Below are 26,552 nucleotides of genomic sequence, written 5' to 3'. Positions count from 1 at the left end.
CGATTCGCGCCCAACGTGGCCTAGGTACGTCCCTAGACTTTCGGCGAGCTGAACTAAGGCGTTTTCACACACCCTCGACCCAAAACAGCCAACGGCGTCCAGCGGAAACGGACAGTCGTACCGTAGACGGGCAGCGCTCTGCGCGTACCACACAATGCTCGCTATCTGCCACGAGGCAGATTTACAGAGAACACCGTTTCTGTTGCGTCGGATCGCGCTGCAATTTCGCCTCCATGTGCCTTGGCGATCTCGCGAGCGATGTACAGTCCGAGCCCCAGGCTGCTGTCGGCATTTGTGCCTTGTTGGTTCGGGCCGCGCTGGAGTGGATCAAAGATGAGATCGAGGGTCGACCGCTCAATTGCGGTGCCGGTATTCCTTACTTCCAGTTGGACTTCCGCGCCTTTGTCGGTCACTGTCACACGCACCGGCGAGTCTTGCGCTCCGTACTTGATCGCGTTTAGTACCAGATTGCCCAACAACTGCTGGAGACGTCGGCCATCCCAAACACCGATGCAGGCACCAACCACCTCGAGATTAATCTGACGGTCCGGATGTACAACCCGCAACTGGTCAAGCGTATCGGCAAACAACTGCCCCAGATCGATATCGGTCGGCACGATATTGATACCGAGACCGAGCCTGGTTCGATTGAAATCAACCATATCGTCGAGCAGCGCCTGCATGCGAACGCCGCTTTTAATTAATCGGGAGGCGGCTCCTGATACTTTTTCCCCCGCGTTCAGCGCTGCCAGATACGACGCGGTAGTCTGGATGGTCTGGAGTGGACTGCGCATGTCATGCCCCAACATTCCGAGGAAAAGATTACGGGCCAAGTCTACCTGCATGCTAAAAAAGTCTACCGATTCGGCGATTGCCTGATCGATGGCCTCGTTGAAACGGATCATGTCATCCTCATGATGACTGTCGGGCGCGCACTCGTCTATCCACATTCGGAGCACGCTAGCGCGGAGGGCGCGATACTCGGCAACCATCTGGTTGATATCGAAGCCGCTTCGCGCGCGCAGAAGGGCGTGCATCTGGGCGGCTGTCTCAGGGGCTCCCGCCAATTCGGGTGCGTGCCCCGTGGACTTTTCAAATTGTTCCTCCCTGCTTTGGAAAGTAGACAAATCCTTTGCCACGGCCACCAGAATCTGCTGCGCATGGTCCCGCAACGCTAACGGTTTCATATCGGCCGCTGCCGGCAACTGAGTGCGTGCAAATGCCTCCCACTCCAACAGTACGACGTCCATACGGCGAAGGATAAAGTTGGCCAATCGCATGTATCTGCTCCCGAAGGACGGAAGATGCATCCCATAATGCATTTTTTGCGGAATCCAGGAAGCAGAACTGCTGCCTGATTTTGTCGGGTACATCAATTGCTCATGGTAGGGCAAATATGGAGAAAGTAATGCCTATCCGAAGTGCTGTGCGTCTCCTAATCGCGGACGACGACCCGAATGCATTGGAAGCATACGAGTTGTTCTTCGACGCTCAAGGCTACGACATCCGGACAACAGGGGATGGTGCGGACGCGCTCGCAAAATACTACGCGTGGCGTCCGGACGCTGTTGTTCTCGACATTCAGATGCCCGGGCTGGACGGGCGTGCAGTGGCAAGGGAGATCCGGCGCCTGAAACTCGCGCCGGCCCCCTTACTGGTGGCGGTTTCCGCTCTGACGTCACCTTCTGAGCACGCCGAATCAATCAGCTCCGGGTTCGATCATCAATTTGTAAAACCTGCCGATCTGCCGGCCCTCCTCGCTGCGATAGCGGCCCGCGTTGGACCTGGCGCCACGGATGATTCAAGAACATAAGCTCCGCGGTCTGTGGCCGCTTTTCGGCGCGCAAATGACTGGCCGTTCATGGCCGATCGCAGCCGTTGCCATGCTTGTGGGTGGTTGCCGGTCGGCCGGACTTTAGGTATTCTTTCGCCACCTACCGCGTCTCAGACGCATCGACCCGCACCTCCGGGTGCCAGCCTTTGCAGTACGGTGGCCCGCCAGCATAGCCTGGTAGCCCATCCTTTCATCCCATCGGGAACCACGTTCCCGGTGCGGCAACGGGTTCCCATTTCCGCGAGAACCCACAATGCAAAACCCCACTGTCGTAATTGGCAAGATCCGTCCTGGCTGCAACCCGCGCAAGTATTTCGACCCTGCGGAGATGGCGGAACTGACCGAATCCATTCGCGTGGACGGTGTCATCCAGCCGATCCTAATCCGGCCCGTCGAGGACGAAGAGCACGGTCATGAGTACGAGGTGGTAGCCGGTGAACGCCGCTACCGCGCTGCGCTTGCCGCCCACGGCGACGGGTACGAGATGCCCGTCAACATCAAGGTCTTGACGGACGCCGAAGCTCGCCGCTACGCGCTCATCGAAAACGTGCAGCGCGCCGACATGGCGCCGTCTGAGGAGGCCGTGTCCGCGGCTGAAATCGTTGGCCAGCTCAAAGGCGACCGCGACGAAGCGGCCCGCCAGCTTGGCTGGTCACGCTCCACACTCGACAAGCGCCTGGCGCTCATGAACTGCAGCGAATCCGTTCTGGAAGCGCTCAACACCCGTACCATCCTGCTCGGGCACGCCGAACTGCTCGCCACGCTCGGCAAGGACAAGCAGGACAAGCTTCTGCCGGTCATCGTGAGCGAGAACAAGCCCGTTGCCGAGTTGAAGAAGACCATCGAGGCCGCCGCGTGCAGCCTCGAAACGGCGATCTTCGACAAGACCGAATGCGCGGCCTGTCCGCACAATTCGTCGTTGCAGACGGAGATGTTCGGCGAGGCGATCGCCACCGGGAACTGCACCAACCGGGCGTGTTACGACGGCAAGCTCACCCGCAAGCTCGAAGGCATTGCCTACGGGCTTAAGGACGAGTATCCGATCGTGCGGATTATCCGCCTGGGCGATAACCACACCCGGATCCAGTTGAAGGTCGAAGGCCCGACGGGCGTCGGCGAAGAGCAGGCGAAAGCCTGCCACGCCTGCCAGAGCTTTGGCGCCGCGGTCAGTGGTCTGCCCGACTCCATGGGCAAGGTCTACGGCGGCCAGTGCTTCGATACGGTGTGCAACCAGCAAAAGGTTGCTGCCCGCATCAAGGCCGAGAAGGAAGCGGCCACGCCCACCACAGCCAAACCGGCTGCCGGCGGTAAAGCAGCACCTGCGAAGAAAGGCGATTCGTCGGCTTCGGCTGTCGAGAAGCCCGTGACGTCGATTAGCGAATCGGACAAGGTGAAGAACTACCGGACCGCGCTGTGGCGCAAGGCACTGCGCAAGGAAGTCGCGCAGAACCCTGACCAGGCGAACGCATACCTCCTCGCCGTTGCACTGAACGGGCTGGCGCGCAATATCGCCGGCGACGTGATGGGCAAGTTCTTCGAGAAGCTGACCGAGCAGAAGTCGTCCTCGACGCTGCAGGGATGCCTCACGGCCATCCACTCGCTGGATGACGAGAAGCGACAACAGCTGACGATCGGTCTGACGGTTGCAGCTATCGACGGCGTGGACGTCAGCAACCTTCGTGAACTCTGCCGGTATCACAAGCTCGACCTCCGGCCGCACTGGAACCTCCAGAACGCGCAGGATTTTCTCGAAATGCTCACCAAGTCGGAGATGAAGGTTCTCGCCGACGAGATGGGTATCCGCAAGGCGCTGGGCGACCAGTTCGCCAAGCTTTTCAATAAGCCCAAGCCGGAAGTCATTGCCGGCCTGTTGGCGGTGAAGGACTTCGACTACAGCGGCAAGGTGCCGAAGGTCCTGCACTACTAGTTGTTCACCCATCCAGAGGGCGCCCCAGGCGCCTTCTGTCTTTTTCAGACTCCCCATTCCATTTCACCTATGTTCACTGAACTTGCACCCCTCGTGCGTGCGGCCGACAAGGTCGTCCTCACTCTGACCATGACCGGCGACGCGATGACCGTAGTCGTCATGCCCGTCATCAAGAATGCCGCTGATGCGGCGCTGACCACGCCGCTGTCGCTCACCGCGACGCCGACGGAACTGGATGCCGAGTTCGCCGCGACTCTGACGGGCGTGACGGATGCGCACCGGTCGCTCGCCGAACAGGCCGAAGCCACGAAGTCCATTCTGGATGCCGCGAAGTCGACCCAGTCTTCCAAGGCAACGAAAGCGCTGGCCAAGGCGGCGACGCCTTCGGGCGGTGCTGCGGATGATGGCGACGACGATGCCGAAGAGGGTGGATCGACGGCGGCCGATGCGAAGGTGGAGGCGAAAGCCGACACCGCCGCACCGGCCAACACCGGTACCGACCTCGCCTCGCTGCTGTAAGGAGAACCACCATGGCACTCGAAGTCACCAAGCTCACGCGCGTGTTCTCCTACAACGGCATGACGCTGCCGGATGTGAGTCCGCAGTTCTCGCCCGATCAGGTGCGCGACGTCTATTCCGCCCAGTATCCCGAGCTGACCACCGCCGCGGTGGATGGACCGGAGGTAAAGGACGGTGTTGCTCGCTTCACGTTCGTGCGCGCCGCTGGCGCCAAGGGCGCGGCATGCGTAAATCTGACCTGATGAAGGCACTGGCCGCTGGCCAGTTCCCCACAACCACGGAGCCGCCCGAAAGGGCGGTTTTTTTACATTCTGAGGAGACGCAACAATGCTGTTCGACGCTCGGTCGTTTGTTCCAGCGGTCGATGCAGGACAACCCGGATGGACGCCTGCGCGACAGCATCCCGTTGCCCAACGTCGACCTGCCCATGATTTTCTGACGCTCCCCGCCATCCCGGCGGGTCTTCCCGCGACGGCGCGACTCAGCTTCGGCGACGAGATCGATCTGAAGGATCTTGTCTTGGCACAGTTTCGCGCTGGTGTACTCGACGCCGAGCATGTAACCAGTCCGTCCAGCGCGGGAGATGCCTTCGCGCAGGCGTTCCACGGCTGGCTCGCACCGCGCGTGCCAGCCACCAAGGTGCTGAGCTTCGACTTCACTCTTATCGATCACCAGGCGGTAGAGACGGAGATTGCCGATTTTGGCTTCGATATGCAGGAGACCTCGGCCCTCTATCTTGGTATTCGCCTCGAAGAGGAAACGGTCTATACCGTCACAGAAGCGCGCGCGGCGGCATTGCGTGAATTGCATCCTTCGTTGGTCTTCATGACGTTCCACCTGATCCGGGCAGCCGCTGCCAAGTCGCTGCACCTCAGAACGCCGGACGATTTGCTGGATATGTTCGCGCGATGGCATTGGGACTTTGAACCGCTGACCGAAGACGAAGAGGCGCGCGAGCACCTCAAGGAGCGCTTCGGCGCTGACGATGCGGACATCAACCGGTATCTGCCTTCGGTTGTCCGCCCGGTGCTCGCCCCGGACGAAACGTTGCCGAAGTGGCAGTGGGCGCAGAAGGACAGGAAGCTGTCCCTCCTGAGCCGCCGCAAGCTGCGTGAGTTGGCGCGCGCGGCTGCGAACGACTGGCGCGGTAGCCTATGCGGCGCACTTGCGGATCTCGACCTGACGCTCAGCCAGATGGGCAACACAACTCTGCTACAGAACGCGCAATGGGCAGAGCCAGCCTATTCGGCCGCAACCCTCGCGTATGAACACACCGACTACGTTGGTGAAGTACTTGATGACCACTTTGAGTGTGCCAACAACGGCGGCTACGCGACGTATTTCCAGTGCTTTATCCCCCTTGCTGCGAAGCAAGCGGCTATCAAGCGGCAATACGCCGCGCTACACGACACGCTCAAGCTGATCGCCGTACTGGATCGTGTGCTTGAGCACTTCAACTGAAAGGAGGCCGTATGGCCAGTATCCTGACCGCGTCGCGGTCCCAAGACGTGGCCCTGCAAGGGGCCATTTTGCTTTATGGGCAGGGGCCGGGGCAGTTTTCTTACGCCACTGCGCATCGCATTGAGACCGACGCGTCCGAGCGTCCGGTGATCGGTGCTGGCGTGCCGCTCAATCGCATGGCGCTTATCCACGCCGTCCGCGAGGTTGCGCAGCATGCGCTGCCGAAGGGAGAGTTCCTCACCCCGAACGTGCTGTCGATCAGCCCGAATGCCATCACATGGTGGTGCCCGCCGGCGATGCGACGTGTTTTCTTTTCTTGCAAGGAGCTGGGCAAGCGCAGCGCGATCGTGCCGCATCCGGGCCTTGTGTTCCAGGCGTCTCAGACCGGCTTTGCAGTCTTTGCGGTACAGGGCCACGAGCGTCCTGTACCGGGCACCGCGCTGTTCGAGCCACCGTACTTCAACACCTGGGACCACGGAAAGATCTGCATCGGCTCGGCGCATGTGCCGAAGCAAATCGATGCAGCGTCGATCGACGGCTGGGAGAGCGGTTTTTTTGACTCGGCCTTCACCCATCCCAATCACGGCGGCAAACGTCTCACCTACGAAAAAGGGGAGTACGCCTTTTGGAAGGACATGCTCGATGGTCGGTTCACCGACTACCCGACGCAGGTCCTCGTTCCCATGAAAAGCACGCTGGCTGATCTGATCGCCGGCAAACTGGAGTAATCCCATGCATCCTGCAGACACGGCCCTGCAAGGGTCATTTCCATCCGTCATGGTGCCGCGCTTTGGGCAGCTTGCGGCGATGGACCGGCCCGGTGAACGCCTGCTCATCGCATCGAACGGTGTTTTCCTCGAGATCGCCCGACCTTGGATTCGCGTGGTGCGCCGGCTAGGCGTCTTCAGCTATCGCACTGCCATTCCCTATGGCGAGGTGGCAGAAACGATCGATCTGCGTTGCGGCCGCGTGCCTGCCGCGCTGATCGGTGACTTTGCTGCCATGGCACGGGCTGCGCACCCGAAGGAAACCGGTGCCTGGATCGTCTGGAATGCCGCTAGCGCGGCGTTCCGGCTGATCCCGGTCGGCATCCTTGAGCACAGCGGCGGGCACCTGAAGTACGAGCGCCCTATGCTGGCCGATGACGACGTGCTGGTGGTCGACTGCCATTCCCATGGCAGCCATCCCGCGTACTTTTCGGCGACCGACGACGAGGATGACCGTCATGACGTGAAGTTCGCGTTCGTGATCGGCAATTGCGCGGCGCATGCACCATCGATGGCGCTGCGGTTCTGTGCCAAGGGAATTTTCGAGAAGGTGGAGCGGGTGCCTGCAGAGTGGTACGCAGCTGCTCGCGAGGAGGTGCTGGCATGACCTTCGAGCATCGAATCCCCGCGGCCATGACCACGCACGCCTGGAAGGTGGCGGTAGTCGGTGCCGGTGGCACCGGCAGCGCGCTGCTTCCAAATCTCGCACGCCTGCATCACGCCATGCTGGAGCTCGGGCACCCCGGCGGTATCGACTGCACGGTCTACGATGACGACACTGTCAGCGAGACCAACGTCGGTCGGCAGGGGTTCTATCCCGTGGATGTCGGCCAGCACAAGGCCACACTGATCGTGAACCGGCTGAACAACCTGATGGGCACGCGCTGGGAAGCGCGGACCCGCAGGATAGGCAGCGGCGACCGATTGGTGTGTGACCTGGTGATCGGCTGCGTTGATACGCGGGCTGCACGCAAGGGAATCCTCGGTGCGATGCAACGCGGTACGGGTGGCTACTATCTCGACTGCGGCAATGAGTCGGACAGTGGCCAGGTGATCCTGGGTCAGGTACGCGGCAAAGCGGCGGTGCGGCTTCCGCATGTAGGGGATCTGTTTCCGGAGCTACTGGACCCGAAAGGGGACAAGGCCGACACGGCGCCGTCCTGCTCGATGGCCGACGCATTGCAAAAGCAGTCGCTGGTCATCAATCAGGCGATCGCGGTGCAGGCCTACAACTTGTTGTGGACGTTGTTCCGAACCGGGACGCTGCAGTACCACGGCGCCTTCGTCAATCTCACGACAGGGCGCACGAGCGCGATGCCGATCGACCCGGCGGCATGGGAGCGCTTCAGCTACAAACCTGGCGCAGCCAAGGCTAAGGCTAACCGCAAGCCCCAATCCGTTTGAACAGCCACTCCCATTGCGGGAGTGGCTTTTTTCTTGTGTGCGCTGCTATGATGCGTCATCACTCGCGTCATTGACGCATCGATCCGCCTGCAATCGCAGGCCACTCCCACCGGGGCTTTCTTCTCCGGCCGGGCGATGGAAGCCCCGTTCCCTTTTCTCGGATACGGTATGACCATCGACTTCTACGTTTCCCTTTCCACGGCGCATCTGACGCCGAAGACTGCCTGCGGATTCACCAGCTATCCGGTACTCGCACCTACGGATGCTGGCTGTTTCGTGCGGGTCGTCGATCCTGATGAACCACACAGCGGGCCCCGGCGCATCCCGGAAGATCTGGCAACTGTGCTGCGGCATGTCATGGCGCTGGGCATCACGCTCCTCCATTTCGACGCGGATGCAGATCGCCTTGTTGGCTTGCCAGTCTTTGATTGGTAGATTAAGATTTCTGCACCTACCGCGTCTCAGACGCATCGACACTTCCGGTTGTATAGCCGGACAGCTTTTTCTTCTCCCACCTACGGGCCACCCTGCCCGTAGGCATGTTGGCCCTATTTTCATTGAGGCCATCATGTTCAAGCGTATCGTTTCGCTTTTCCTTTGCTCGGTCATGTTCACCGGCTGCGCAGTCCAGCAGACGTCTCCGAATGCTTATCGCAGTTCGGAAGCTATGCGCACCGGCTCCGCGGAAATCGTCACTGTCGTCCGTGTCCGCCAGGTCACGATCGTCGACAGTGATGGCTACACGTCTGCCAATAGCGGCGTCCCCGGTATCGTTGGGGCGGTCGTGGGTGGTCTGCTCGGCGCCCGCGTGATTGGCGGCGGCAATGGTCGTTACATTGCCGGTGCGATGTCTGGCACGGTGTCGGCGGTTGCAGCGCAAGCTGTGGCCAGCCACATGAACCGTCGCGCAGGTCTGGAAGTCATTGTCCGCAAGGAGAATGGCAGTCAGGTCGCCGTCACGCAGGATGCCGACCAGCAGTTTGTCACGGGGCAGCAGCTCTACCTCGTGGCATCTGGTGCCGGCTACCGCCTGACGCGTTAATCGAATCCATTCGGATCCCCAACTTTCTTCACTTTCCCGCACGGAAACCCCGTGCGGGGTTCCCTGCGGCCATCGGAGCTACTATGCCCATGGTGGCAAACGTCCCCCAGAAACTCTCTCCCGTCCTCACCGAGGGCAAATCGATTGCCGAGGTGGTCGACCAGATCGCAGCCGCGGTCCGTGCAACGGAACTGGAGCCTGAATGGCTCGACCCAGCCAACTTCATGGGCGACTGCAACGAAGCGCTGTATGGCCCCAAACCTGATCGGCCGTGGCCAACCCTCGGTGCACGCGATCGGCCTGCGGTCTACCTCCATCGCGGTTGCTCCGAAGGATGGATCGTCTATGTTGACCACATTGGCTACGCCGGCGAGGCGCCGAATGGTAGCTCGGCTGTGCAAAAGCTGGTGATCGGCAAGACGTTGTCGCAGCAGCATGGCTGGAACCTCGTTCGCGCCATCAGCAAAATGCTGGATGTCACCTGACATCGCAGCCTGCAAGCCCGAGAGGGCTTGCCAAAGCCTCAGGCTTCGGCAAGTCGCTTTCCCCCGCGTCATTGACGCATCGACCCCGTCCGGCATCGCCGGACTACCAACCCAGCTGGGACAACCGTCCCGTTGGGGAAGGATGTCCCGTCCTTATCCAGGATATCCATGAAAATCCCCAAATCCTTTACCCGTCGGCATCCGTCGACCAACACCGCGGCATGCCAGGAGATCCGTCGTGATGCTTGCCGCGTTCTGCGCCGCGTCGCCGGAGACATGGCGTTGCGCCCACGTGATTTCACGATCAGGGAGCATCGTCAGCGTCGCCGCGAGGTCGACGTGTTCGCGCTGCACACCGATTCGTTGCTCGTCGAGATCAAGCATCCCGCCGGCGCCGAAGGCGGTGTGCTCATGTCGTACCGGACTTGTCGGAACCGTGAAGATTTGACCGGCGGCCGTGAAAACGCTGTCGCCGTCGAATCGTTGGCCAGCGACCAGGGCTACGCGAACCTCGTCGCCACGCTTCGCGTGGTGGCCGGGCGTCGCGGTTGAAAGGAGTACGCCATGAGTCGACTGATTAAGGTCACGTTCAACTCCACTTCCGGAGAAGAAACCACGGCGTTTGCCACGCTGCATACGGATGACACTGTCGAGCTTCCCAAGCGGATGGCGGCACGTGTCACAGCTGCGGTCGATGCCGGCGAGGGCTATGCGCTCGTGGCCCATCAACGGGGCAGTTCCGTTCCGCTGGTGCACATGGTGGACGCTGTCTATCGGCTCGACACCGAGCATGCCACCGGCGACGGTTGGCTCAGTCGGCTGGCCGACGCCCTTACCAACCCAACCAAGGATCAGATGCAGGCATATGGTCGCTATTACCATACGCTGTCCGCAGCCTGCTCCGTTGGCTTCGCTGGATACGTTGCCGGCGTGCAATCGATCAATGCCACAGTCGTGATTAACGCCGCGTGCCTACTCCTCGGTGCTGCTGTACTATTTGCGCTAGGAGCAGTCTTGGCGAAAGGAGAGAAGTGATGTTTGGACCATTTGTTCTTGGTTTTGCCTTGTGTTTGGCCGCCTTCGGCATGTGGGTTCAACGCAATGCCGATCGCCAGCGCATGCTCGAAGACCTCGACCGCAACGGCTGAGGCAATTCCTTCTCAGGAGCCGATTCGTCGGCTCACCGCTTGAACGCACCTCTCGGGGTGCGTTTTTTCGTTTTCCCTCCCACACGGGCGTCGTCCCGTCGGGGCGTCTCCCCACCAAAGGAGTATCCCGATGAGCCGTACTGTCTATGGCGCAGGCCTGGCCAGCTATCCTGCTGGCGTGCTGCTTCGTGCCAGTGTCTATTCCACCAACCTACGCCCAGCCTTCTCACTGGTTTGCGCCGATGACCAAATGCCCTACGGCGTGTTGTCGGTGAACCTGCCCGATGCCAATCTGGCCGACGACGAGTTCCTCGTTACGGGCGACTGGAATCTGCCAACCGATCTCAAGGCTGCCTTGCTTGAGACCGGCAAGTTCGTGCAAACCGGCCGTTGGAACCAGGTCGGTTTTGACCAGGGTGAAGTCTGGCGCATTGTCGACGCCGAAATCCTTACGGAAGTCGCTGCGGCACGGGTCGTGGCCAGTCGCAGCAGATCCGATCGGCGCACCGCTGCGGTTGCCTGACCCCTTCCTTAACCCTTGCGGGCCCATCCCGCAAGGCGGTGGGCCTGGGAGACCCCTATGCCCATCACCATCGACGGCGCCGGCCTGGCCGGATCGCCTGGTCCATTGCGCATCGCAGTGGAACTCTATGCCGTCAACGACCGCGCTGCACTGTCTCTGGTCGAAACGAAGACCGGCGATCTCTACGAGACTTTCACGAGCAACGTCCCGAGCGAAACGCTTGCGGACAATGAGGTCGTCGTCTGCCTGTGGCGCTTGCCTATGTCCACCGTGGTCGCGCTGCTCGATTCGGATTGTTTCGAACCGACTCGCACGCTTGCCGTAGGCAACGCTCGCGGCGCCGTCTGGCGCATCACTTCTGTCGACCTCCTGCAGGCAATCCACGACGCGAAAGCGGGCGTGCCTGCTTAGGTCTTTCTTTTCCAACCCTTTCGGGGCATGTCCCCGCAGGGGCATGCTCCGTTGTGGAGCTCCCCATGTACGTGATTCATATCGGCCAACGCGCCGAGCATCGCACCACGCTCGCCGGCGTGCTGCAGTACCTGAACGAAGATCGAGACGGCAAGGCAGCGCCGCGCGTCGAAGATATCGCAGTGCGCCATGTCGAACGCGGTGCAATTCCTGTGGTTCGACTGGCCGGCGGAAAGTTCGCCGTGCGACCCGTTGGCACGCGGCGGGCCATCCTTTCTATGATCCTCGACGAGGTGGATCGCTTCATCGTTCGTGTCGGCGGCAAGATCCTGCGCCCGCACGAGATGAGCCGCGCCGCGTGGGGCGCCGTGGTGGCCGCTGGCCGCCTGGCGTATTTTCCCGAGGAGGCTATCGACATGTCTCAGGACGATGCAGGTCCGCTGTTCCAGACGGTAGATCTGTTTGAGGATCGCGGAGCGTTCGATATCGCAGGCTTCGTTTGCGGCGAATTTGTCCGCCGTTTCGGCTATGGCACGAATGGCCCGCTGTACCACCCGGCCGCGAGTCCCAACTGCCGGCATGAGGTACATGTCGCCTACGCGCTGATGCGCGGAGAGAAGGTGCGGGATTGCATCATCAATACCTACCGCGACAATCCGCACCATGCGCGGTCCGAGCCCTGGATGCAGCCATTGATCGAAGTGCCGGCCCTGCGGGGAGCCCTGTCGCCCAGCGTGCTGCAAGCGCTCTGCCAGGTCATGCGCGGGGAGAAGCTGGAGATCACGCCGCACAACGCTCCCAGACTGCTCGCTGCAGTGCGAAACGTGCCGAGTGACGGTGGCTACGTGGCTGTCGATGACGCTCTTTTCGCGGCCGGAATTGTTCCGCCGCGGACGATGTCCACGCCCAAGCCCCTCGAAGGTGAGAATGCACGGCCAGCCACCAAACTGGCGGCGCGAATCCACGGTCTGATAAGCGAGCGGCAGTACCAGGAAGCCATGAAAAAGGCGACTGAGGAGCGCGAAGGGCAGAAGATCAGCCAGCGCGAGTTTGATCGCCAGACCAAGGCGGCCGCAATCTACCGGGCCAGTTATGGATTCGATTGGGCCAACCGGGTGGCGCTCGCGGTCATGGAGCGCAATGTTGCGGCAGTACTCCACATCTTCGACGGCCCCAAGGACTGGAACACTGACTCCAAGCGCGCTCTGCGTGACGAACTCGGTGTCGATGTCTTGCAATGCAGCGCGGCAGAGCGCCGTCGTCGGCTTTTCGAGCTATGTGGGTTCTCAGTAGACGAGCAAGCGCAATGGGAAGCACACGAAGCCATCGACAAAGCGCGCAAGCGCGCTGAACGTTCGATGGCCGATGCAATATCGTTGGCGGAAAGCACGACCTACAGGCTCGAGACCGGTCAGCAAATGAACGGACGCGAGTACGTCGATTTCTGCATCGAGGCCGGCTTTACCCAGCTCGTCGACGAGCGTCGGGGCAATGTCACGCGCTACCGTATCTATGATCCGGTGAAGCGCATGTCGCGGCCGTTGCGTGCAAAGGACGGCACGCTCGACTATGCGCGGGCACGCATTGCGCAAATCGCCCCCGAGGTGACCGCTTGATTGTTTGCCCCCAGCCGAATCCGGCTGGGGGATATTCTCGATTTGGCTATCAAAAATCCGTAGTTTTCGCAGGCTCGGCTCAAGATTCTTGCGATAGGCTTTCCCGTACCACCAGAGCTTTGTTTGCAGTGAATACGTTCAGTCCAAACAAAGTTTTACCCGCGTCTCCGACGCATCGACCCTACGCCGGCACCGCCGGCCATCTCTTGAAACCGCCCACAGGGAGCATTCCCTGTCGGGACGGCTCCGTGGGCATCTTCCCGATCCCCATGCAATCCACCTTGCTGTAGCCACACGGCGCGTTGTCATTTGTCGCCGTAGGCGGTTCATGGCGAGCGTCGCATCCCCGACCGCGCACAAGCACGGTCTCCATTTCTTTCTCCCTTCATTTCCACCTTCGAGCGTCAGCACAGCCTGTCGCTCGCATTCCCATTTTTAGGAGCAATCTTATGTCCCATCTGGTTCAAACCATGGCGTACGCCGGCGCAACCCCCTGGCACGGTCTGGGCAACCGCCTGGCGGAGCATCAGCCCCTCGAAGTCTGGGCCGAAGCCGCCGGCATGAACTGGCGCATTGAGGAGACCAACGTTATGTACCGCGTTGGTTCCCATGACCTGGATCCCATTCAGTCGTTTCCCGAGCAGAAGGTCCTGTACCGCTCGGACAACGGCAAGCCGCTGTCGACGGTATCTCAGCGGTACCAGGTTGTTCAGCCTGCGGAGATCCTGGAGTTCTATCGAGACCTCGTGCAGGTGGGCGGCTATCAGCTCGAGACTGCAGGCGTGTTGAAAGAGGGTCGCAAGCTCTGGGCGCTCGCCCGTACGGGACAGTCAGCGCTCCTCAAGGGTGGTGACGAGGTCCGTGGCTACCTGCTGCTGGCCACGGCCTGCGATGGCACGCTGGCGACCACGGCGCAGTTCACCTCGGTCCGCGTGGTTTGCAACAACACGCTGCAGATCGCGTTGGGTCGCAATCGTGGCGCCGTCAAGGTGCCGCATCGTAGCCAGTTCGATCCGCGTGCGGTGAAAGAAGAGCTCGGCATTGCCATTTCGTCGTGGGATGGTTTCATGGCCAACATGCACAGCCTCGCAGACCGTAAGGTCAGCAAGGCTGAGTCCGAACGGTTCTTCCAGCGCCTCTTTACCTATTCCTCGGCGAGGGATGGTGCAGATGCGCCTGCAAGGATGAACGAGCGTGGCCTGAAAGCCGTGCTGAGTCTTTTCGACGGGGCCGGCCGCGGCGCTGCGCTGGAGTCTGCATCGGGCACTGCTTGGGGCTTGGTGAACAGCGTCACCGAGTACGTCGACCACCAGCAGCGAGCCCGCTCGCCGGGTAATCGGCTGGACTCTGCATGGTTCGGCGCGGGCGCATTTCTCAAGCAGCGCGCCTGGGACGCAGCCCTCGAACTCGCGGAGATTGCATAAGCAACTTCGAGCGTCTCTTCTATCCGCCCTCAAGCGAGCCGCTCCGTTGCCGTTGTTTGGTAATGGAGTGGTCGTTTCAGGTCTTAAAGCCCCGGCACAGCCCGGGGCTTTTTTCTTTTGCTCGTTGCCATGTTCCACATTGATTTCTATTCACGTTATCCGCGATGGCTGTTTCGCGGAGGCGATGCCGCAATCGCCGGGCTACGGGGCGAGTACGTTTGCCGTAGCACGGCAGGGAACAGGGTGCAGCGAGTACAGGACCGACTCAGGCACCAAACCATTGAACTATCCAGCCTGCAGAAGGAGCGGTTCACCGGGCTATATACCTCTTGGCTCGTCCAGACCCGCGATCGCCTGACTACCCTCAGTTACGATACGTGGATGGACTTGCGATACCAACAGAATCGGGGCGCGTCAGCTAGTTTCAGTCAAGGCGCCGTTGTCTTCGATCTGATACATGGAGTGCTTTACGAAGTCAGAGGCAAGGATCGGCTCCGACGGATTTTCCGCATACAGTTGGATGGCGATTTTCCCTACCTGTCCTTCAGGGATCCCGCCAATGCCATCGATTTCCCCTGGATCAAGTTCCCAGGTGTGTTCACGCAAGCGGAGCTGATGACGCTGCGGCGTGTCTATTAAACAAGAAGGCCCGGCAACTGACGTTGCCGGGCCTTTTGTCTTTGAAAGAGTGGTCTCAGACGGTCGCTTTCGCGTTTTTTGAAAGGAACATGTTCCTTCCTTACGCCGCAGTACCGGGGACCTCCGGGTCATCGATGTGGATAGCGGGCGCATCCTCCTTTTGGGGGGACGCCACGTAGCCCACAGCGGGCACCCGAGTGATGGAGCTGCCTTCAAGCGTCACGTTTTCGCCCAGCCGGATGGTCCCGGCGTAGAAGATGCGGCCGATCACGCGGCCGTTGATCTTGAGGGAGACCCGACTCTTGACGTCACCTTCTACGGTGCCGTCGATGATGATGTGTTCGCCTTCCACGTCGCCATGGACGACCCCGCCACGACCGATATGCAACAGGCCGTGGCTGGCCCTGACGTTGCCGGTAACGAGGGCGAGGCAGGTGAAGCCGTCCTCCGAAACGAGATCGCCGTGAATGCTCATGCCGGCGCGCAGGACGCTGAAAGTTGGAGTACTTGGCATCGTCATGGGACGCTCTCTTAGAACAGTTTGATTTCGCGGTTGGGGGCGCCTTGCGGCGATACGGCAGGACGGGCGATCTGCGCGGGTGCGACGGGCGCCGCGGCTTTCGCCGGCGCGGAGACCGCCGCTGCAGGCGCGGGGGCTGGCTTCGGGGCGGGCGCAGTCGGTTTGACAGGTTCCTGCGAAGGCAGGGTGATTCTCGGGGTGTCAGCTGCTGCCGCCAGTGGCGCCGCGCCAGATGCCGGCGTTGGGCTTGTGACATTGTTCGCATCGCCGCGCACGGGCCATTCGTGCGAATGCGGTTCGGGCTCTGTCTGGGAAGCCGCAGACGGCCTTGCTTCCGACGCGGTGACGGCTGCGGAGGGCCCGTCCGAGCTATGGGTACGGGCGTCGCGCTTGCCCATGGAACTGCCAATGAGGAACATTGCGGCGGCGCCCACGACGAAGACGGCTGCCCACAACGCACGCGGAGGCACGGACAAGTTTCCACCGGCGGGGGCCGATGCTTCCTTACCAAAGCCGCCACTATTATCGTTGCCAAGCCACAACGGCGGCGTCGACGAACGTGCCGGTGAGGGCGAGATGTCGATGGTCAGGGCGGGTTGGGCGTACTGAGCATGCAGCTGCTCGATCTCACGCATGTCCATGGTTCTGGCTCCGGGAAGAGTTGAGGAGGGTGCCGTCCGGAGCGAACTTGTCGGTGTCCGGGATGCAGAGTTGCTGGATGGCCTTGATTCGCTTGGCGGCCACTGCCGTTGTGTTCTCCCGCGCGTCAGCCGGGATGGATTCGCAGTTCAGGCCGTAGAGGGTTTCCGCGAAGAGCCTGTCGTATTGCATCAGCAGGCGGAGAAGCCGACCGGCAAACGAATGCGACACCTGCACTTCCCGCGACTCGTAAAACAGCGGGATCTCGACCTGATCCTTGTTTCCGATCCACTCCAAGGCTTTGGCGTACCACGCTTCCGCGTCTCGGAATGCCTCGTCAAGTGCCTTGACCTTACCGCCGCGCGCGACGACAAATTTGGACGAGCAAAAGTAAAAATGCGCGTCCAGGAAGTCCCGAGCGAACTTTGAGCAGTACTCGTGGTTGGTTGCGGATGCCGTTGCCGGTGTCAGTCGGCTGAGGCGTTCCTCACTGTTCAGGCGCTCGATGGGCCTGAGCCCGGTAGCGGGCTTCTTAGGTGGATCCTGTTCGGCCATTTGTCCATGTTTTCGGATGCTCTCTCACTCGGAATTGTCGGACAAGAACGGACACCACATGACTTCGAAAGCTACGCGAAATAGCCGAGCATTCGTCAGTTTTGAAAGAAAGTCCTGTGCCACAATGCTTTCACACCTAGCGTCATCGACGCATCGACTCTGACTCCTGGCGAGTCCATCTCTTTGTTCAAGTCGTGCATTTGCGCACGCGCCGACTGGTTGGCTACCAGTGTGGATATCTCTTGTGCTAAGTGTTTTCGCCGAACACTTCCCCTCATCAGCTCGTAATACGCGTTCTCGCTGTGCCTCTTCATGAGCGCACGCTGGACACCGTTCGAGCCTGGGACCATGTGGAGCTCTCTCAAAGGCCCCTCCTAGGCAGAACGGCAGACGTCGAGCCGATCCGTGAACCTGCGGCCGAACCTGTGGGTTCGCGAAAAGGGTTGTTGTGCAGCGTGACCATGCTGCACGAGGGCGACTTTACGTCCTCAACATTGAGCCGCGCGCACTAGTGCTCCGCTCCCTGAGTGCCACGCCCCCGGAAGGGGCGTGGCAGTTCGGGTTCCTGACATCAAAGCTCGCTGCCGGCGCAAACCGGGGCGGGCTTTTTTTGTTTCTGGTGAGAGACCTCGATCTTCAGGAGAAGCTCATGCACCAGAACGCCGAGATTTCCGCCGCGATCGCGGCAACGCTGAATTTGCGCCGTCCCGAGTACAGGGACATGCCGCAGGCTTGGCGATCCCTTTGTGAGGCGGCATATGTCGCCAGTCTTCCGGAAGTCGCACAGAACGACTTTCTTAATCGCGTAACGACCCAGCGCGGGGCCGACACAGCCCTGCGCCTTCGGGAGCATGCTGCGTCCATCCGGGCCAACGTCGTTCGTTTCCTCGACAGGAGAAAGAACGCATGCATGCACCCATCACCTACAGCGAGCCCGGCGGACGCCGAAGCCTGCTAGAAGAGCGGCCCATGCGGCCGCCCATCATTGGCAAGATCCGACCCGGCATCAAGGTCCTCACCAAAGCTGCGCGCGACAGGCTCGAAGCAGTGAAGATCCACGATGCTGGTCTCGCGCGGGGCGACAGCTTCGAGCGCATCGAAGGCGATATCACGCGGGCGACAGGCATCAAGACGCCGCTCGTGCCGAAAAACGTTCCCTGGTTCACCTGCCGTGCCTCTGACTTCGCCAACCCGGCGTTGGCCGAAGACATCGTCCAACGCTACGGCGAAGATCGCAACGACGGCAACGGACATCGCCTCTGGCGTTTTCCCGTGGTCTTCGCGTTCGACGACTGGCTGAGCAACATGCCTAACCAGCTCGTTGCATGGACGAAGAGCGGCAGGCAGTACTTCTCGGAATATGGCCGTGACGGCAGGCGCTACTGCAAGATGTACGCACCTCCGGTGCGCGACGCGCGCGCCAATCGCGCCAAGCGCACCTGGGGCGGTCGCACCGTCATCCTGAGGCAGGACAATGATATTCACGATGGATTGTGCGATCCGCAGGAATGTCCCCAGTACCAAGGCGGTCACTGCAACCTGTCGGCGAGCTTCTTCTTCGCGATTCCGCATATCTCCGGACTCGGGCTCATCGAAATGCCCACCACCTCGATTTACGTCCTGCAAAAAGCCCACGCGGCTATGCAGACCGTGGCAATGGCGCGAGGGCGGCTCGTAGGCGCTAAGTTCTGGATGTCCAAGCAAGAGCTTGAGATCAGCCGCATCGACGACACCGGCAAGCCGGTGCGGCAGATGCAGTGGCTGATCACGCTCGACGCCGAAATCGATATCGCGGCATTGCTTGATGGCTCGGATCGGCGCCCGCCGGCATTGGAGATGGCAGAACAGGCCGTTTCCATGCTGGAAGAGGATAGAGAGGTCCCACCCGACCACGGCTCCGCCGATGACGGCACCATCGAGGCGCCGCAGACCGGTATGTCGGAAAGCGGCGTAGTTCAATCTGCGGGTTCGATGCGCCCATCCGATACGGCGGGTACTGAGGACCTGGAGAGCGAGTATCTCGATCTCGTGAAGCGCCTTGGGCTCAATAGCGAGGACGGCGCCCGCCAGCTGAAAGCTTATGCAGCGGCGACCTTCGGGCGCGGCTGGTCCAAGCGGGAACAGGATGTGCGGGGGTTCTTGGCTCAACTTCGCACTGCGCTGGCCAATCCCGCTGCCTTCCGTGAACAGGTGGCGGCTATCGCCGCTGACACCGCAACATAACTATCGCCAGCCTTGTGCCGGCAGTTGAGGGAAGCCCGTCGGCTTCCCTTTCTTCTTTCTTGCCGCATGCTGGCACATTTCCTTGGAGGTTCCACAATGTTCGACGATGGCGAAAGCCTGTTGGCTGCGCATTTCTCTGATTTGCACTACTCCCCTGGTCATTTGGCTGAGGCGGATCGTTGCTTTGGCTTTGCGGTGGAGGACGCGATCGCAAATCGTTGCCGGGTTGCCGTGGTGTCGGGCGACTCGACCGACCACCGACTCGATGCCCACACGCCGGCGTTATCCGCGCTGGCACGGCGGATCCACCAGTTGTCGGCCCACATGCCGGTCATCATGCTGCAGGGTACGTTCAGTCATGAACCTCCCGGCACGCTGGATCTGTTCCGACTGATCGGCGCAAGCTTCCCGGTATACGTTGCAGACCGGATTCACCAAGTCGCTCTTGTGGGCGGGGCATTCATTCCGAGCGATGGCGCGATCTTCAGCCATGCGGAATTGGACAAGCTGCTGACCCAGCAAGGGCTACCAGACGTCGTCTTCACCTGCGTACCCACGGTCAACAAGGCGGTGCTGGCGGCCGCGGCCGGCGTGGCGAACGCCGCGACGGCGGTTGGCGACCACCTGGCTGACTATCTGGCTGCCGCGGGCACTGTGAATCGTCAATGGCGCTCACACGGCGTCCGTACGATCGGCGTTTCCCACGGCACCGTCAACGGTTGCCAGACGGAGCACGGCGTGCCGATGGCCGGACTCGACCACGAGTTCACCATCGGGGCACTCTTCGAGGCCCACTGCGACGCGTTCATGCTTGGCCACATTCACCGTGCCCAGCAGTGGGAACGTGAGGGCAGGGTGGTGGCCTATCCCGGGTCTATCGGACGGTTCCACTACGGCGAGATCGGCGCGAAAGGCTATCTTCAGTGGCAGGTATCTCCGGGGGAGGCAGTGGCTACCCAGGTGAAGACACCCGCGAGCGAGACCGTCTGCATCGACTTCGACGGGCCGCCTGACATGGCAAAGCTTGCCGAGATGGCCGCCGACGCAGCGCACAAGTTCGTGCGGGTGCGGTGGACGGTCAATGAGGAGCATCGCCAACTGGTCGATCGCGAAGCCATCGAGGCGCTTTTTGTCGGGAGTGCCGAGGTCAAGCTGGAAGCGCGTGTCCTGCCGGCTGTTCGCAGCCGCGCTGAAGGCATCAGCCGGGCCGCCACTTTGTCCGCGAAGCTGGGACGTTGGTGCGAACTGACCGGTGTCGATGCAAATCCGTTGCTCGACAGTCTGTCGATGCTCCAAAACCTCGATGCCCAGGCGATAGCCGATCAGGTGCTGGCTGGCCTTGATGAAATGTCCATGCCCGTTACGCAGAATGTTGGCGCCGTAGAAGCTGTTGCGCCACCGTTCGTTGCGAAGCTGACGGACATGGAGCTCGAGGAACCGAGCGCCGCACCCGAGGCATTCCCGGTCGCGGCGGCGGAGCCAGTAGCGCCCATTGCCACTGCGTCAGCACCGATGAACTGGCTGACCGACGATCTTTTTGCGTAGCAATACGCCAATCCCTAGAACATGCGAAAGCCATGTTCCGACAGCCCGCGAGGCTGTCGAAATCTGGTTTCACCCGCGCCACCGGCGCATCGACCCAGCAGTATCCATTTCCTTCTTTACTTACCCAGACGGGTGCTTCCCGTCCGGGGCGCACTCCGTCATATCCCTGGAGTGCAAGATGATTCTTTACCACGCAGGCCCCGAGTGGCTTTTTGTCGAGGAAACCTTTATCAACCGCTCGGACATGGCCAAGTGCCTCTGCGAGCAGCACGGCTTTACGCCGTGCACGATGTATGAGCCGTTCGGCCCCGGCCGCGGCGCCGTGATCGCCAAGCGCGACCACATGCTGGTGATGGCCTTGGGTGAGGCGGGTGGCAACACCTTCTTTGCCGTGGCGCCATCCAAGGAGCTGCAGGACTTGATCTGGTCGTTTTCCAACGGCCTCGCATCGCAGTGGAGTGAACTGGAACTTCGCGCTCTCACCGGCGCGCAGGACTGGGACGCTGTGATGAAGCTTGCAGCCAAGCAGTTCTCCGCTGCGCGGCGCTCTGTTGAACGCGCCATCGAGGGCAAGCCGGAACAGGATCAGCCGGTGTTAGCCGAGATGCTCGACTATTCGGACGACGCGATGGAAGTGCCGCCCGACTATCTCCATTCCTTCACCGGCCCGGAGGTGTCCGAATGCGCCCACTGAAGCTGACGCTTTCCGGATTCCACGGAATCCGAGACGGCATGCATCGGGATAGCGTCACGGTAGATCTGTCGACGCTGCCGGGCGGCCTGATTGCCCTTGTCGGCCCCAACGGGGCCGGGAAGACAACGATCATGGACAACCTGCATCCGTTTCCCATCATGCCAAGCCACGCCAGCAAGATGTCGGCCGACGCGTTCTCGTACTGGGACCATCTCTGCGCCCCGCGCGGGGAAAAGGACCTCGAATGGGAGCACGGCGGCAAGACCTACCGCTCCGCGTTCGCGTTTCGCAATCCTGGCAAGAGCCGCAAGGCCGAGTACTACCTGTTTGAGAAAGACGCCGCGGGTAACTGGAAGCCGGTGCAGTTGGCAGACGGCACGCTTTCGGACGGCAAGGCGGATACCTACAATCGGTGTCTCGAGGCCGTCCTCGGGTCTCCCGAAGCATTCTTCACGAGCGTGTTTTCTGCTCAGAACAGGCGGCCCCTCGCCAGTTATCAGCCCGGCGAGATCAAGAAGCTGCTCGCCGAGCTGCTCGGGATCGATCACTTGCGTGACCTGTCTGCGAAGGCGGGCGAGGTGGCCAAGCTGCTGACCCGCTCGCTCGACACCCTGCAGCGCGACGTGCTGACCCTAACGGGCAAGCGTGATCGTGCTGCGGTGGTGGCTCGGGAGATCTGGCAGATAGGCGAAAGCCTGGATGCGGAGCGCAATGCTCGTGACGGTGAAAGTGCAAATGCAGCCAAGCTGCTGCAGGAGCGCGCGACGCTGGCGGCGAAGCAAGCCGCCAATGCCGGTACCGAAGCGCGGTTGCGGGAACTGAACCAGCGCAAGGGCGAGTTGGACAAACGTGCGGCATCGCTGGCTAGCGACGAGCAGGCTGCGGCTGGACGTGTCCTGACACGCCGGCGCGATCTTGATCGGCAAACGGCAAGCCATCGGTTGGTTCTGGCAGAGGCGGCCAACATTGAGGCGGCAGCGGGCGAGAGGGATATCGTGCAACTGGCCATTGGCCGGAGGCAGGATGAAATCGCCCGCCAGCGCGCGATCGTGGAGAAGCTCGATGCCGTTCAGGTCGAGCATGCTGCGCTCAGTACGGAGCTCAAGGGCCTGGAACAGCAAGGCGTTGCCGGCGCGAAGTTGGCCGATGCGTTGAAGCTGCAGGCCGATGTGATTGACACCGTTCCATGCCGGGACGATCCCATGCACGCCGCCTGTCCACTGCTGGCGCAAGCTCGTGGTGCCAAGGCCAAGCTCGGTGATCAAGTTGTATCGGTCAAGGCACTGCGCGAGAGCTATCGGAAGAAGCAGGAGCACATGCAGTCGCTGCAAAGCGCAATGTCTGAACGTGCTACCGCCCGAGCTGCGCTTTCCGCCCTGGAGGCGCACCTCGTGCGTGACCAGCAACTGTTGCAGCGCCTCACGGCGACGGCTGCTAAGAAGCCGTTGCTGCAGTCTGCGCGGGACGGGTTGGCGCAGGCCGAACGCGATCTGATTGCATTGAGCGAGGAGGATGCGTCCCGTATTGAGCGCCACAAGCGCGATATCGCGGACGTGCAATCCCAGCTCGAAGCGGTGCGTCGGGAATTGGCAACGCTGGCCACGGAAGACGTGACCGGCATGCTGGCCCACATGGATCGTCAGATTGCAGGCAGCCGGGAGGCTGTCGCGGCTTTTTCCGGCCGGATCGAAGCACTGATACGGCAGGAGAGCATGTTGGTGGCCGAGCGTGAGCGTCTGGATGTCGAGCTTGCCGGCATGCCGGCAATCGAGGCCAAAGCGCAGGCGCTGTCTGACCAGATTGCGCAGTGGAAGCTGCTCGCGAAAGGCCTGGGCAACGATGGCGTGATCGCGTTGTCCATCGATGACGCGGGACCCGCCATCACGCAGATCGTCAATGACTTGCTTTTGGCTTGCTATGGACCGCGATTCACCATCGCGATCCAGACGCAGACAGCGCTGGCCAGCGGCGAGCTGCGTGAGGGCTTTTCCATCAACGTGATCGACGCTGACAACGACACCACAAAGGAGTTTGGTGTGATGTCAGGGGGACAGAAAGTCTGGATCAACGAGTGCCTGACGCGCGGAATCGCCCTCTATCGGGCACAGGACGCGCAGCAGCCTTTCCAAACACTGTTCACCGACGAGGCGGATGGTCCGTTGGATCCGGAGCGTAAGCGCGCCTTCATGAAGATGAAGCGCGAGGTGTTGCGGGTCGGTAGGTATGAGCGTGAGTTCTTTATCTCGCAGACGCCGGACCTGGTCGATGACGCCGACGGCGTCATCGATGTTGTTGCGCTGGCGCTGCAATAGGCCGGAGCCATTCACTAACCATATGCCCGTTTCCCGAAAGGGAGCGGGCATTTCCATTTTAGGAAGAGCGATGTCTCTGATGGTGGTACTCAAGGTGGCAGACGAGGCGTTACCAGATAACGCTAGTTCGGTCGATGCTGCTGCTCGTTTGCTACGCGTGCTTGCTGATGAACTAGTCAGTCAGGTTCCCCGACTAGAGGATGGCGCCAGCGCGCGTGTGTCGCTCGCGGATGGCTTCATTGTTGGCGTCGCAACTTACTCTGCCGACTAACGTGCCTATTCAACGTCTGAGGCGGGCATGGCAGGTTTGCCTGCCCGTCTTTTGTTGTGTTGATGCTAGCGAAGCCCCGACCCGAAAGGATCGGGGCTCTTTTTTTGCGCCGACAAGTCGTGCAAGGAAATTTTGCTCGGCTGTGCCAGGCCTTACTGCTCGATAGGCCGAGGGAATTACAGAGCTGCGTCCTTCAGCTTCTTCAGTGGACGCACCTTCACCTTGACCGAAGCGGGCTTTGCCGCGAACCATTGGTCCTGACCCGTGAAGGGGTTTTTGCCAAATCGCTTCTTGGTTGCCGGCACCTGGATGGCCGACACCTTGAACAGTCCCGGGAACGTGAATTCACCGGCACCCTTCTTGTGAATGGCGCTAGCGATGGTGTTCTCCAGATGGACGAGCACCGTCTGAACGGTTTTCTTGTCCAACTCAGTCTGCGTCACCAGGTGGGCGAGCAGGCTCGACTTATTGAACGTGTCCTTGATTGGCTTGGCCACGGGTGCGGCAGCTGCCTTCTTTGCTGCTGGTGCAGCCTTCTTCGCCGGCGCTGCCGGTTTCTTGGCCGCTGTCTTCGGGGCGGCCGTCTTCTTTGTTGCCATGGAGCTCCTGTTTCGAAAATGTCGGCATCTGGCCGGACCGAAATAGCTTAGCGAGAAGGCCGCGTTTCGTGCAATAGGAATTGCTAGTCTGCGGCCTTTGCTGCGGCCTCGTAGCGCTGGCGTTTGTGCTGATTCTTTGGCGCAATCGTGTTGAGAATCGCACACGACGGACACCAGTGGCCAGCCTTTACTCCGGATGGCGTCGCGTCCCATATGTGGCCACGATGGCATTCCCACTTGAGCTTCGCTTTGCCGGTGCGGTAGGTGTCGGAGAGGCATTTGCCGCCGCGCTCCCGTGCCAAGGCATGCATGGCTTCGATGCCGAGCTTTTGTCCCTCGTTGCGGCAACGCCGGCACCAGCCTCCCTGGAGCACGTTGTTGCCGAGTGCTTCCCATTCATGGCCAGCCTTGCAGCGGAACCGGTAGGTCGCGGCCGTTCCATGATAGGCCGTGCTCAAACATCGGCCGCCGTGCTCGTGAGCGGCCTTCTGTATGCGTGCCAAGCCCGCGGCATCGGTACGCCTTTCCCCAAGTCTGGCATCCGTGCATGCTCGGCACCAGTTCCCCTGTTTGAGGACCTTGTAGCCCCTCGCTTCCCACCGGTGGCCGGCCGCGCATTCGAACGGGTAATGATCGCGACCAGTCTTCCACACAGCTGCAAGGCACTTGCCACCTTGCTCGGCGGCCTTTCTGTGCAGGTCGGTTAGCCCGTACTTTGACGCTTTTGGTTGCGGGATGGGAATCGTGGGCTTTCCGGCGCAACGAGGACACCAATAGCCCGCCAATACGCTTCGGCCCTCTGGCGTCCATTCATGGCCTTTTTCGCAGCGTATCCGGTGTATCGCTGCTCCACCCAAAAATCCGCGGTCGTTCAGGCACTGGCCGCCGCGTGCGGCCACGAGCTTGTGGGACTTCGCAGCGATCCTGGCGCGATTGCATTCAGGGCAATCGGCGGCCTTGTATAGGACGCCGTATGCGGCACGCATCGAAGCGATGCCCACTGGCGCATTCAAGGAGAATCTTGGCACTGACGCTGTGCCATGTCGTCGCGTGATAGACGAAGCCTTGCAGTGTGGCGGCGGCGCGAAGCCTGGTACGGGCGGCCGCCGCGCGCGGCGACGGTTTTGGATGACTGGCTTGATTCACTACGACGAACTGGCATACCCTGGGCCGGGGCGCATTGAGGCTCCCAATGTCTGCTCAGGCCTCATGTGTCGCTGGAAACTCCGCGCTTCTTCTCCCGCAACTTCTGCATCGCTGCCGGCGCGCCGTTCAGGAACAGGTCGACCTTCTGGCAAATTGTGGCGTCGAGGTCGGCTGGTACTTTCAGGCCGTACACCCACTTGCGCACGCCGATGTAGAAGATGGCGGCGTGCAGGCTCCAGATCATCTCGATCTCGGCATCGGTCTCTGCTGCGTTGCGGGGGGCCGCGATGCCGAATGCCTCGCGCACTTCGGCCAGCACCGGCAGGAACACCTTGGTGCGCAGCTTGCCCAGATATTTGTTGTTGATGCCCTCGTGCGTCAGGCCGGCGAAGATGAACAGCCGTATCCATTCCTCGCGCAGGATCACCGAGGAGTAGTCGAGATAGAAGGCGTAGAGACGTTCCGGCAGCGGCTGGGAGCGATCGGCGATCTGTCGTTCCCAGTCGGGGCGCCACTGGAAGACTTCGTTGTAGACGCGCTCGATCAGCGCATCCTTGCTTTCGAAGTACCGGTAGAGCAGGGGCTGCGTGACCCCGATCTGTCGCGCCAGTTCGCGCGTACTGCCGCCGAATCCGTTACGCGTGAAATGCTGGATCGCTTTCTCGACGATCTGCTGCTCGCGCTCCTCGGGCAGCAGCCGTCGGGTGGATTTCGCGGCGACGTCGTCTTCGGTGGGGGTGGCGCGTGACTCCATGGCTGTCTCTGTGGTCCTGCTGTCCGGTAATGTGCCGATTCTACCAATCGCCCGATAAATGGGAACAGGGCGGCCGCCCTTTGCAGGCCGCCGC

30 protein-coding genes are annotated in these 26,552 nt (G+C 61.2%); 22 read left to right on the top strand and 8 right to left on the bottom strand.

The genetic code is table 11. From position 1 onward, the window contains the following. Positions 1–161 precede the first annotated feature (161 nt). Complete coding sequence (locus tag AC1RKI_RS28695) at positions 162–1,280, bottom strand: sensor histidine kinase (RefSeq protein ID WP_423200824.1); 1,119 nt, start codon at positions 1,278–1,280, stop codon at positions 162–164. Positions 1,281–1,408: 128 nt separating this feature from the next. Between AC1RKI_RS28695 and AC1RKI_RS28690 the strand changes: the two genes are divergently transcribed. The 17 genes from AC1RKI_RS28690 to AC1RKI_RS28610 all read left to right on the top strand — a co-directional run bounded on the left by AC1RKI_RS28690 (position 1,409) and on the right by AC1RKI_RS28610 (position 14,561). Beyond that, positions 1,409–1,813 (top strand): response regulator, encoded by a 405-nt coding sequence (locus AC1RKI_RS28690; RefSeq protein ID WP_423200823.1) that lies wholly within the window; start codon positions 1,409–1,411, stop codon positions 1,811–1,813. Between the two features lie 274 nt (positions 1,814–2,087). Beyond that, positions 2,088–3,761, top strand: a complete 1,674-nt coding sequence (locus AC1RKI_RS28685; protein WP_423200822.1) for a PRTRC system ParB family protein — start codon at positions 2,088–2,090, stop codon at positions 3,759–3,761. Between the two features lie 69 nt (positions 3,762–3,830). After that, a complete protein-coding gene (locus tag AC1RKI_RS28680; RefSeq protein WP_423200821.1) occupies positions 3,831–4,280 on the top strand; it encodes a PRTRC system protein E in 450 nt (149 codons plus the stop codon). 11 nt (positions 4,281–4,291) lie between these two features. Further along, positions 4,292–4,522: a PRTRC system protein C gene (locus AC1RKI_RS28675; protein WP_029306703.1), complete on the top strand. Its 231-nt coding sequence runs from the start codon at positions 4,292–4,294 to the stop codon at positions 4,520–4,522. Positions 4,523–4,607: 85 nt separating this feature from the next. Beyond that, positions 4,608–5,741 carry a PRTRC system protein F gene (locus AC1RKI_RS28670; RefSeq protein ID WP_423200820.1) on the top strand — a complete coding sequence of 378 codons (1,134 nt, stop codon included), beginning with the start codon at positions 4,608–4,610 and terminating at the stop codon, positions 5,739–5,741. Positions 5,742–5,752: 11 nt separating this feature from the next. Continuing rightward, positions 5,753–6,469 (top strand): PRTRC system protein B, encoded by a 717-nt coding sequence (locus AC1RKI_RS28665; RefSeq protein WP_423200819.1) that lies wholly within the window; start codon positions 5,753–5,755, stop codon positions 6,467–6,469. 4 nt (positions 6,470–6,473) lie between these two features. After that, entirely contained in the window at positions 6,474–7,115 is a 642-nt protein-coding gene (locus tag AC1RKI_RS28660; protein ID WP_423200818.1) for a PRTRC system protein A, read from the top strand. Next, entirely contained in the window at positions 7,112–7,912 is an 801-nt protein-coding gene (locus AC1RKI_RS28655; RefSeq protein ID WP_423200817.1) for a PRTRC system ThiF family protein, read from the top strand. The genes AC1RKI_RS28660 and AC1RKI_RS28655 overlap by 4 nt, the downstream gene beginning before the upstream one ends. A 168-nt stretch (positions 7,913–8,080) precedes the next feature. Then, positions 8,081–8,347, top strand: a complete 267-nt coding sequence (locus AC1RKI_RS28650; protein ID WP_423200816.1) for a DUF5983 family protein — start codon at positions 8,081–8,083, stop codon at positions 8,345–8,347. A gap of 133 nt (positions 8,348–8,480) precedes the next feature. Then, the gene (locus AC1RKI_RS28645; protein ID WP_423200815.1) at positions 8,481–8,954 is read left to right on the top strand and encodes an outer membrane lipoprotein; all 474 of its coding nucleotides are present in this window, start codon (positions 8,481–8,483) and stop codon (positions 8,952–8,954) included. Between the two features lie 89 nt (positions 8,955–9,043). Next, positions 9,044–9,439, top strand: a complete 396-nt coding sequence (locus AC1RKI_RS28640; protein ID WP_423200814.1) for a hypothetical protein — start codon at positions 9,044–9,046, stop codon at positions 9,437–9,439. Positions 9,440–9,607: 168 nt separating this feature from the next. Beyond that, positions 9,608–9,991 (top strand): hypothetical protein, encoded by a 384-nt coding sequence (locus tag AC1RKI_RS28635; RefSeq protein WP_011239950.1) that lies wholly within the window; start codon positions 9,608–9,610, stop codon positions 9,989–9,991. Between the two features lie 12 nt (positions 9,992–10,003). After that, entirely contained in the window at positions 10,004–10,474 is a 471-nt protein-coding gene (locus AC1RKI_RS28630) for a hypothetical protein (RefSeq protein WP_011239951.1), read from the top strand. A 243-nt stretch (positions 10,475–10,717) separates the two neighbouring features. Beyond that, positions 10,718–11,110 (top strand): hypothetical protein, encoded by a 393-nt coding sequence (locus AC1RKI_RS28625; RefSeq protein ID WP_011239952.1) that lies wholly within the window; start codon positions 10,718–10,720, stop codon positions 11,108–11,110. A 57-nt stretch (positions 11,111–11,167) separates the two neighbouring features. Beyond that, positions 11,168–11,521, top strand: a complete 354-nt coding sequence (locus tag AC1RKI_RS28620) for a hypothetical protein (RefSeq protein WP_423200813.1) — start codon at positions 11,168–11,170, stop codon at positions 11,519–11,521. Positions 11,522–11,586: 65 nt separating this feature from the next. Further along, positions 11,587–13,137 carry a hypothetical protein gene (locus AC1RKI_RS28615; RefSeq protein WP_492798192.1) on the top strand — a complete coding sequence of 517 codons (1,551 nt, stop codon included), beginning with the start codon at positions 11,587–11,589 and terminating at the stop codon, positions 13,135–13,137. A 449-nt stretch (positions 13,138–13,586) separates the two neighbouring features. Beyond that, positions 13,587–14,561, top strand: a complete 975-nt coding sequence (locus AC1RKI_RS28610) for a DUF932 domain-containing protein (RefSeq protein WP_011239955.1) — start codon at positions 13,587–13,589, stop codon at positions 14,559–14,561. A gap of 414 nt (positions 14,562–14,975) precedes the next feature. Here the strand turns inward: AC1RKI_RS28610 and AC1RKI_RS28605 are convergent, their stop codons facing one another. From AC1RKI_RS28605 to AC1RKI_RS28590, 4 genes are all read right to left on the bottom strand, one after another. Then, complete coding sequence (locus AC1RKI_RS28605) at positions 14,976–15,167, bottom strand: hypothetical protein (RefSeq protein ID WP_244789486.1); 192 nt, start codon at positions 15,165–15,167, stop codon at positions 14,976–14,978. Positions 15,168–15,300: 133 nt separating this feature from the next. Next, positions 15,301–15,720 (bottom strand): bactofilin family protein, encoded by a 420-nt coding sequence (locus tag AC1RKI_RS28600; RefSeq protein WP_011239956.1) that lies wholly within the window; start codon positions 15,718–15,720, stop codon positions 15,301–15,303. An 11-nt stretch (positions 15,721–15,731) separates the two neighbouring features. Beyond that, entirely contained in the window at positions 15,732–16,361 is a 630-nt protein-coding gene (locus AC1RKI_RS28595) for a hypothetical protein (RefSeq protein ID WP_244789485.1), read from the bottom strand. After that, positions 16,348–16,914, bottom strand: coding sequence for a hypothetical protein (locus AC1RKI_RS28590; RefSeq protein WP_011239958.1), 567 nt, complete (start codon positions 16,912–16,914; stop codon positions 16,348–16,350). The genes AC1RKI_RS28595 and AC1RKI_RS28590 overlap by 14 nt, the downstream gene beginning before the upstream one ends. A gap of 649 nt (positions 16,915–17,563) precedes the next feature. On the opposite strand from AC1RKI_RS28590, the gene AC1RKI_RS28585 reads away from it, so the two are divergent. The 5 genes from AC1RKI_RS28585 (at position 17,564) to AC1RKI_RS28565 (ending at position 23,688) form a co-directional block, all read left to right on the top strand. Next, entirely contained in the window at positions 17,564–17,872 is a 309-nt protein-coding gene (locus AC1RKI_RS28585) for a DUF7696 family protein (protein ID WP_035822786.1), read from the top strand. After that, complete coding sequence (locus AC1RKI_RS28580) at positions 17,821–19,137, top strand: recombination directionality factor (RefSeq protein ID WP_492798195.1); 1,317 nt, start codon at positions 17,821–17,823, stop codon at positions 19,135–19,137. The genes AC1RKI_RS28585 and AC1RKI_RS28580 overlap by 52 nt, the downstream gene beginning before the upstream one ends. A gap of 96 nt (positions 19,138–19,233) precedes the next feature. Then, a complete protein-coding gene (locus AC1RKI_RS28575; protein ID WP_492798197.1) occupies positions 19,234–20,682 on the top strand; it encodes a metallophosphoesterase family protein in 1,449 nt (482 codons plus the stop codon). A gap of 178 nt (positions 20,683–20,860) precedes the next feature. Continuing rightward, on the top strand, positions 20,861–21,376 hold the full coding sequence (locus AC1RKI_RS28570; protein ID WP_492798199.1) for a hypothetical protein: 516 nt from the start codon (positions 20,861–20,863) through the stop codon (positions 21,374–21,376). After that, on the top strand, positions 21,364–23,688 hold the full coding sequence (locus AC1RKI_RS28565) for a sbcc family protein (protein ID WP_492798201.1): 2,325 nt from the start codon (positions 21,364–21,366) through the stop codon (positions 23,686–23,688). Before AC1RKI_RS28570 ends, AC1RKI_RS28565 begins: the two co-directional genes overlap by 13 nt. Before the next feature lie 447 nt (positions 23,689–24,135). Here the strand turns inward: AC1RKI_RS28565 and AC1RKI_RS28560 are convergent, their stop codons facing one another. The 3 genes from AC1RKI_RS28560 to AC1RKI_RS28550 form a co-directional block, all read right to left on the bottom strand. Beyond that, positions 24,136–24,558: an HU family DNA-binding protein gene (locus AC1RKI_RS28560; protein ID WP_227461602.1), complete on the bottom strand. Its 423-nt coding sequence runs from the start codon at positions 24,556–24,558 to the stop codon at positions 24,136–24,138. A gap of 83 nt (positions 24,559–24,641) precedes the next feature. Beyond that, entirely contained in the window at positions 24,642–25,016 is a 375-nt protein-coding gene (locus tag AC1RKI_RS28555) for a hypothetical protein (protein WP_341248810.1), read from the bottom strand. A 749-nt stretch (positions 25,017–25,765) separates the two neighbouring features. Next, a complete protein-coding gene (locus AC1RKI_RS28550; RefSeq protein ID WP_227461600.1) occupies positions 25,766–26,458 on the bottom strand; it encodes a TetR/AcrR family transcriptional regulator in 693 nt (230 codons plus the stop codon). Positions 26,459–26,552 lie beyond the last annotated feature (94 nt).

This window comes from Cupriavidus sp. GW822-FHT06G04, assembly GCF_058799075.1.
Note: the sequence above shows the minus strand (reverse complement) of the source record. Positions and strands in the feature narration are given on the sequence as shown.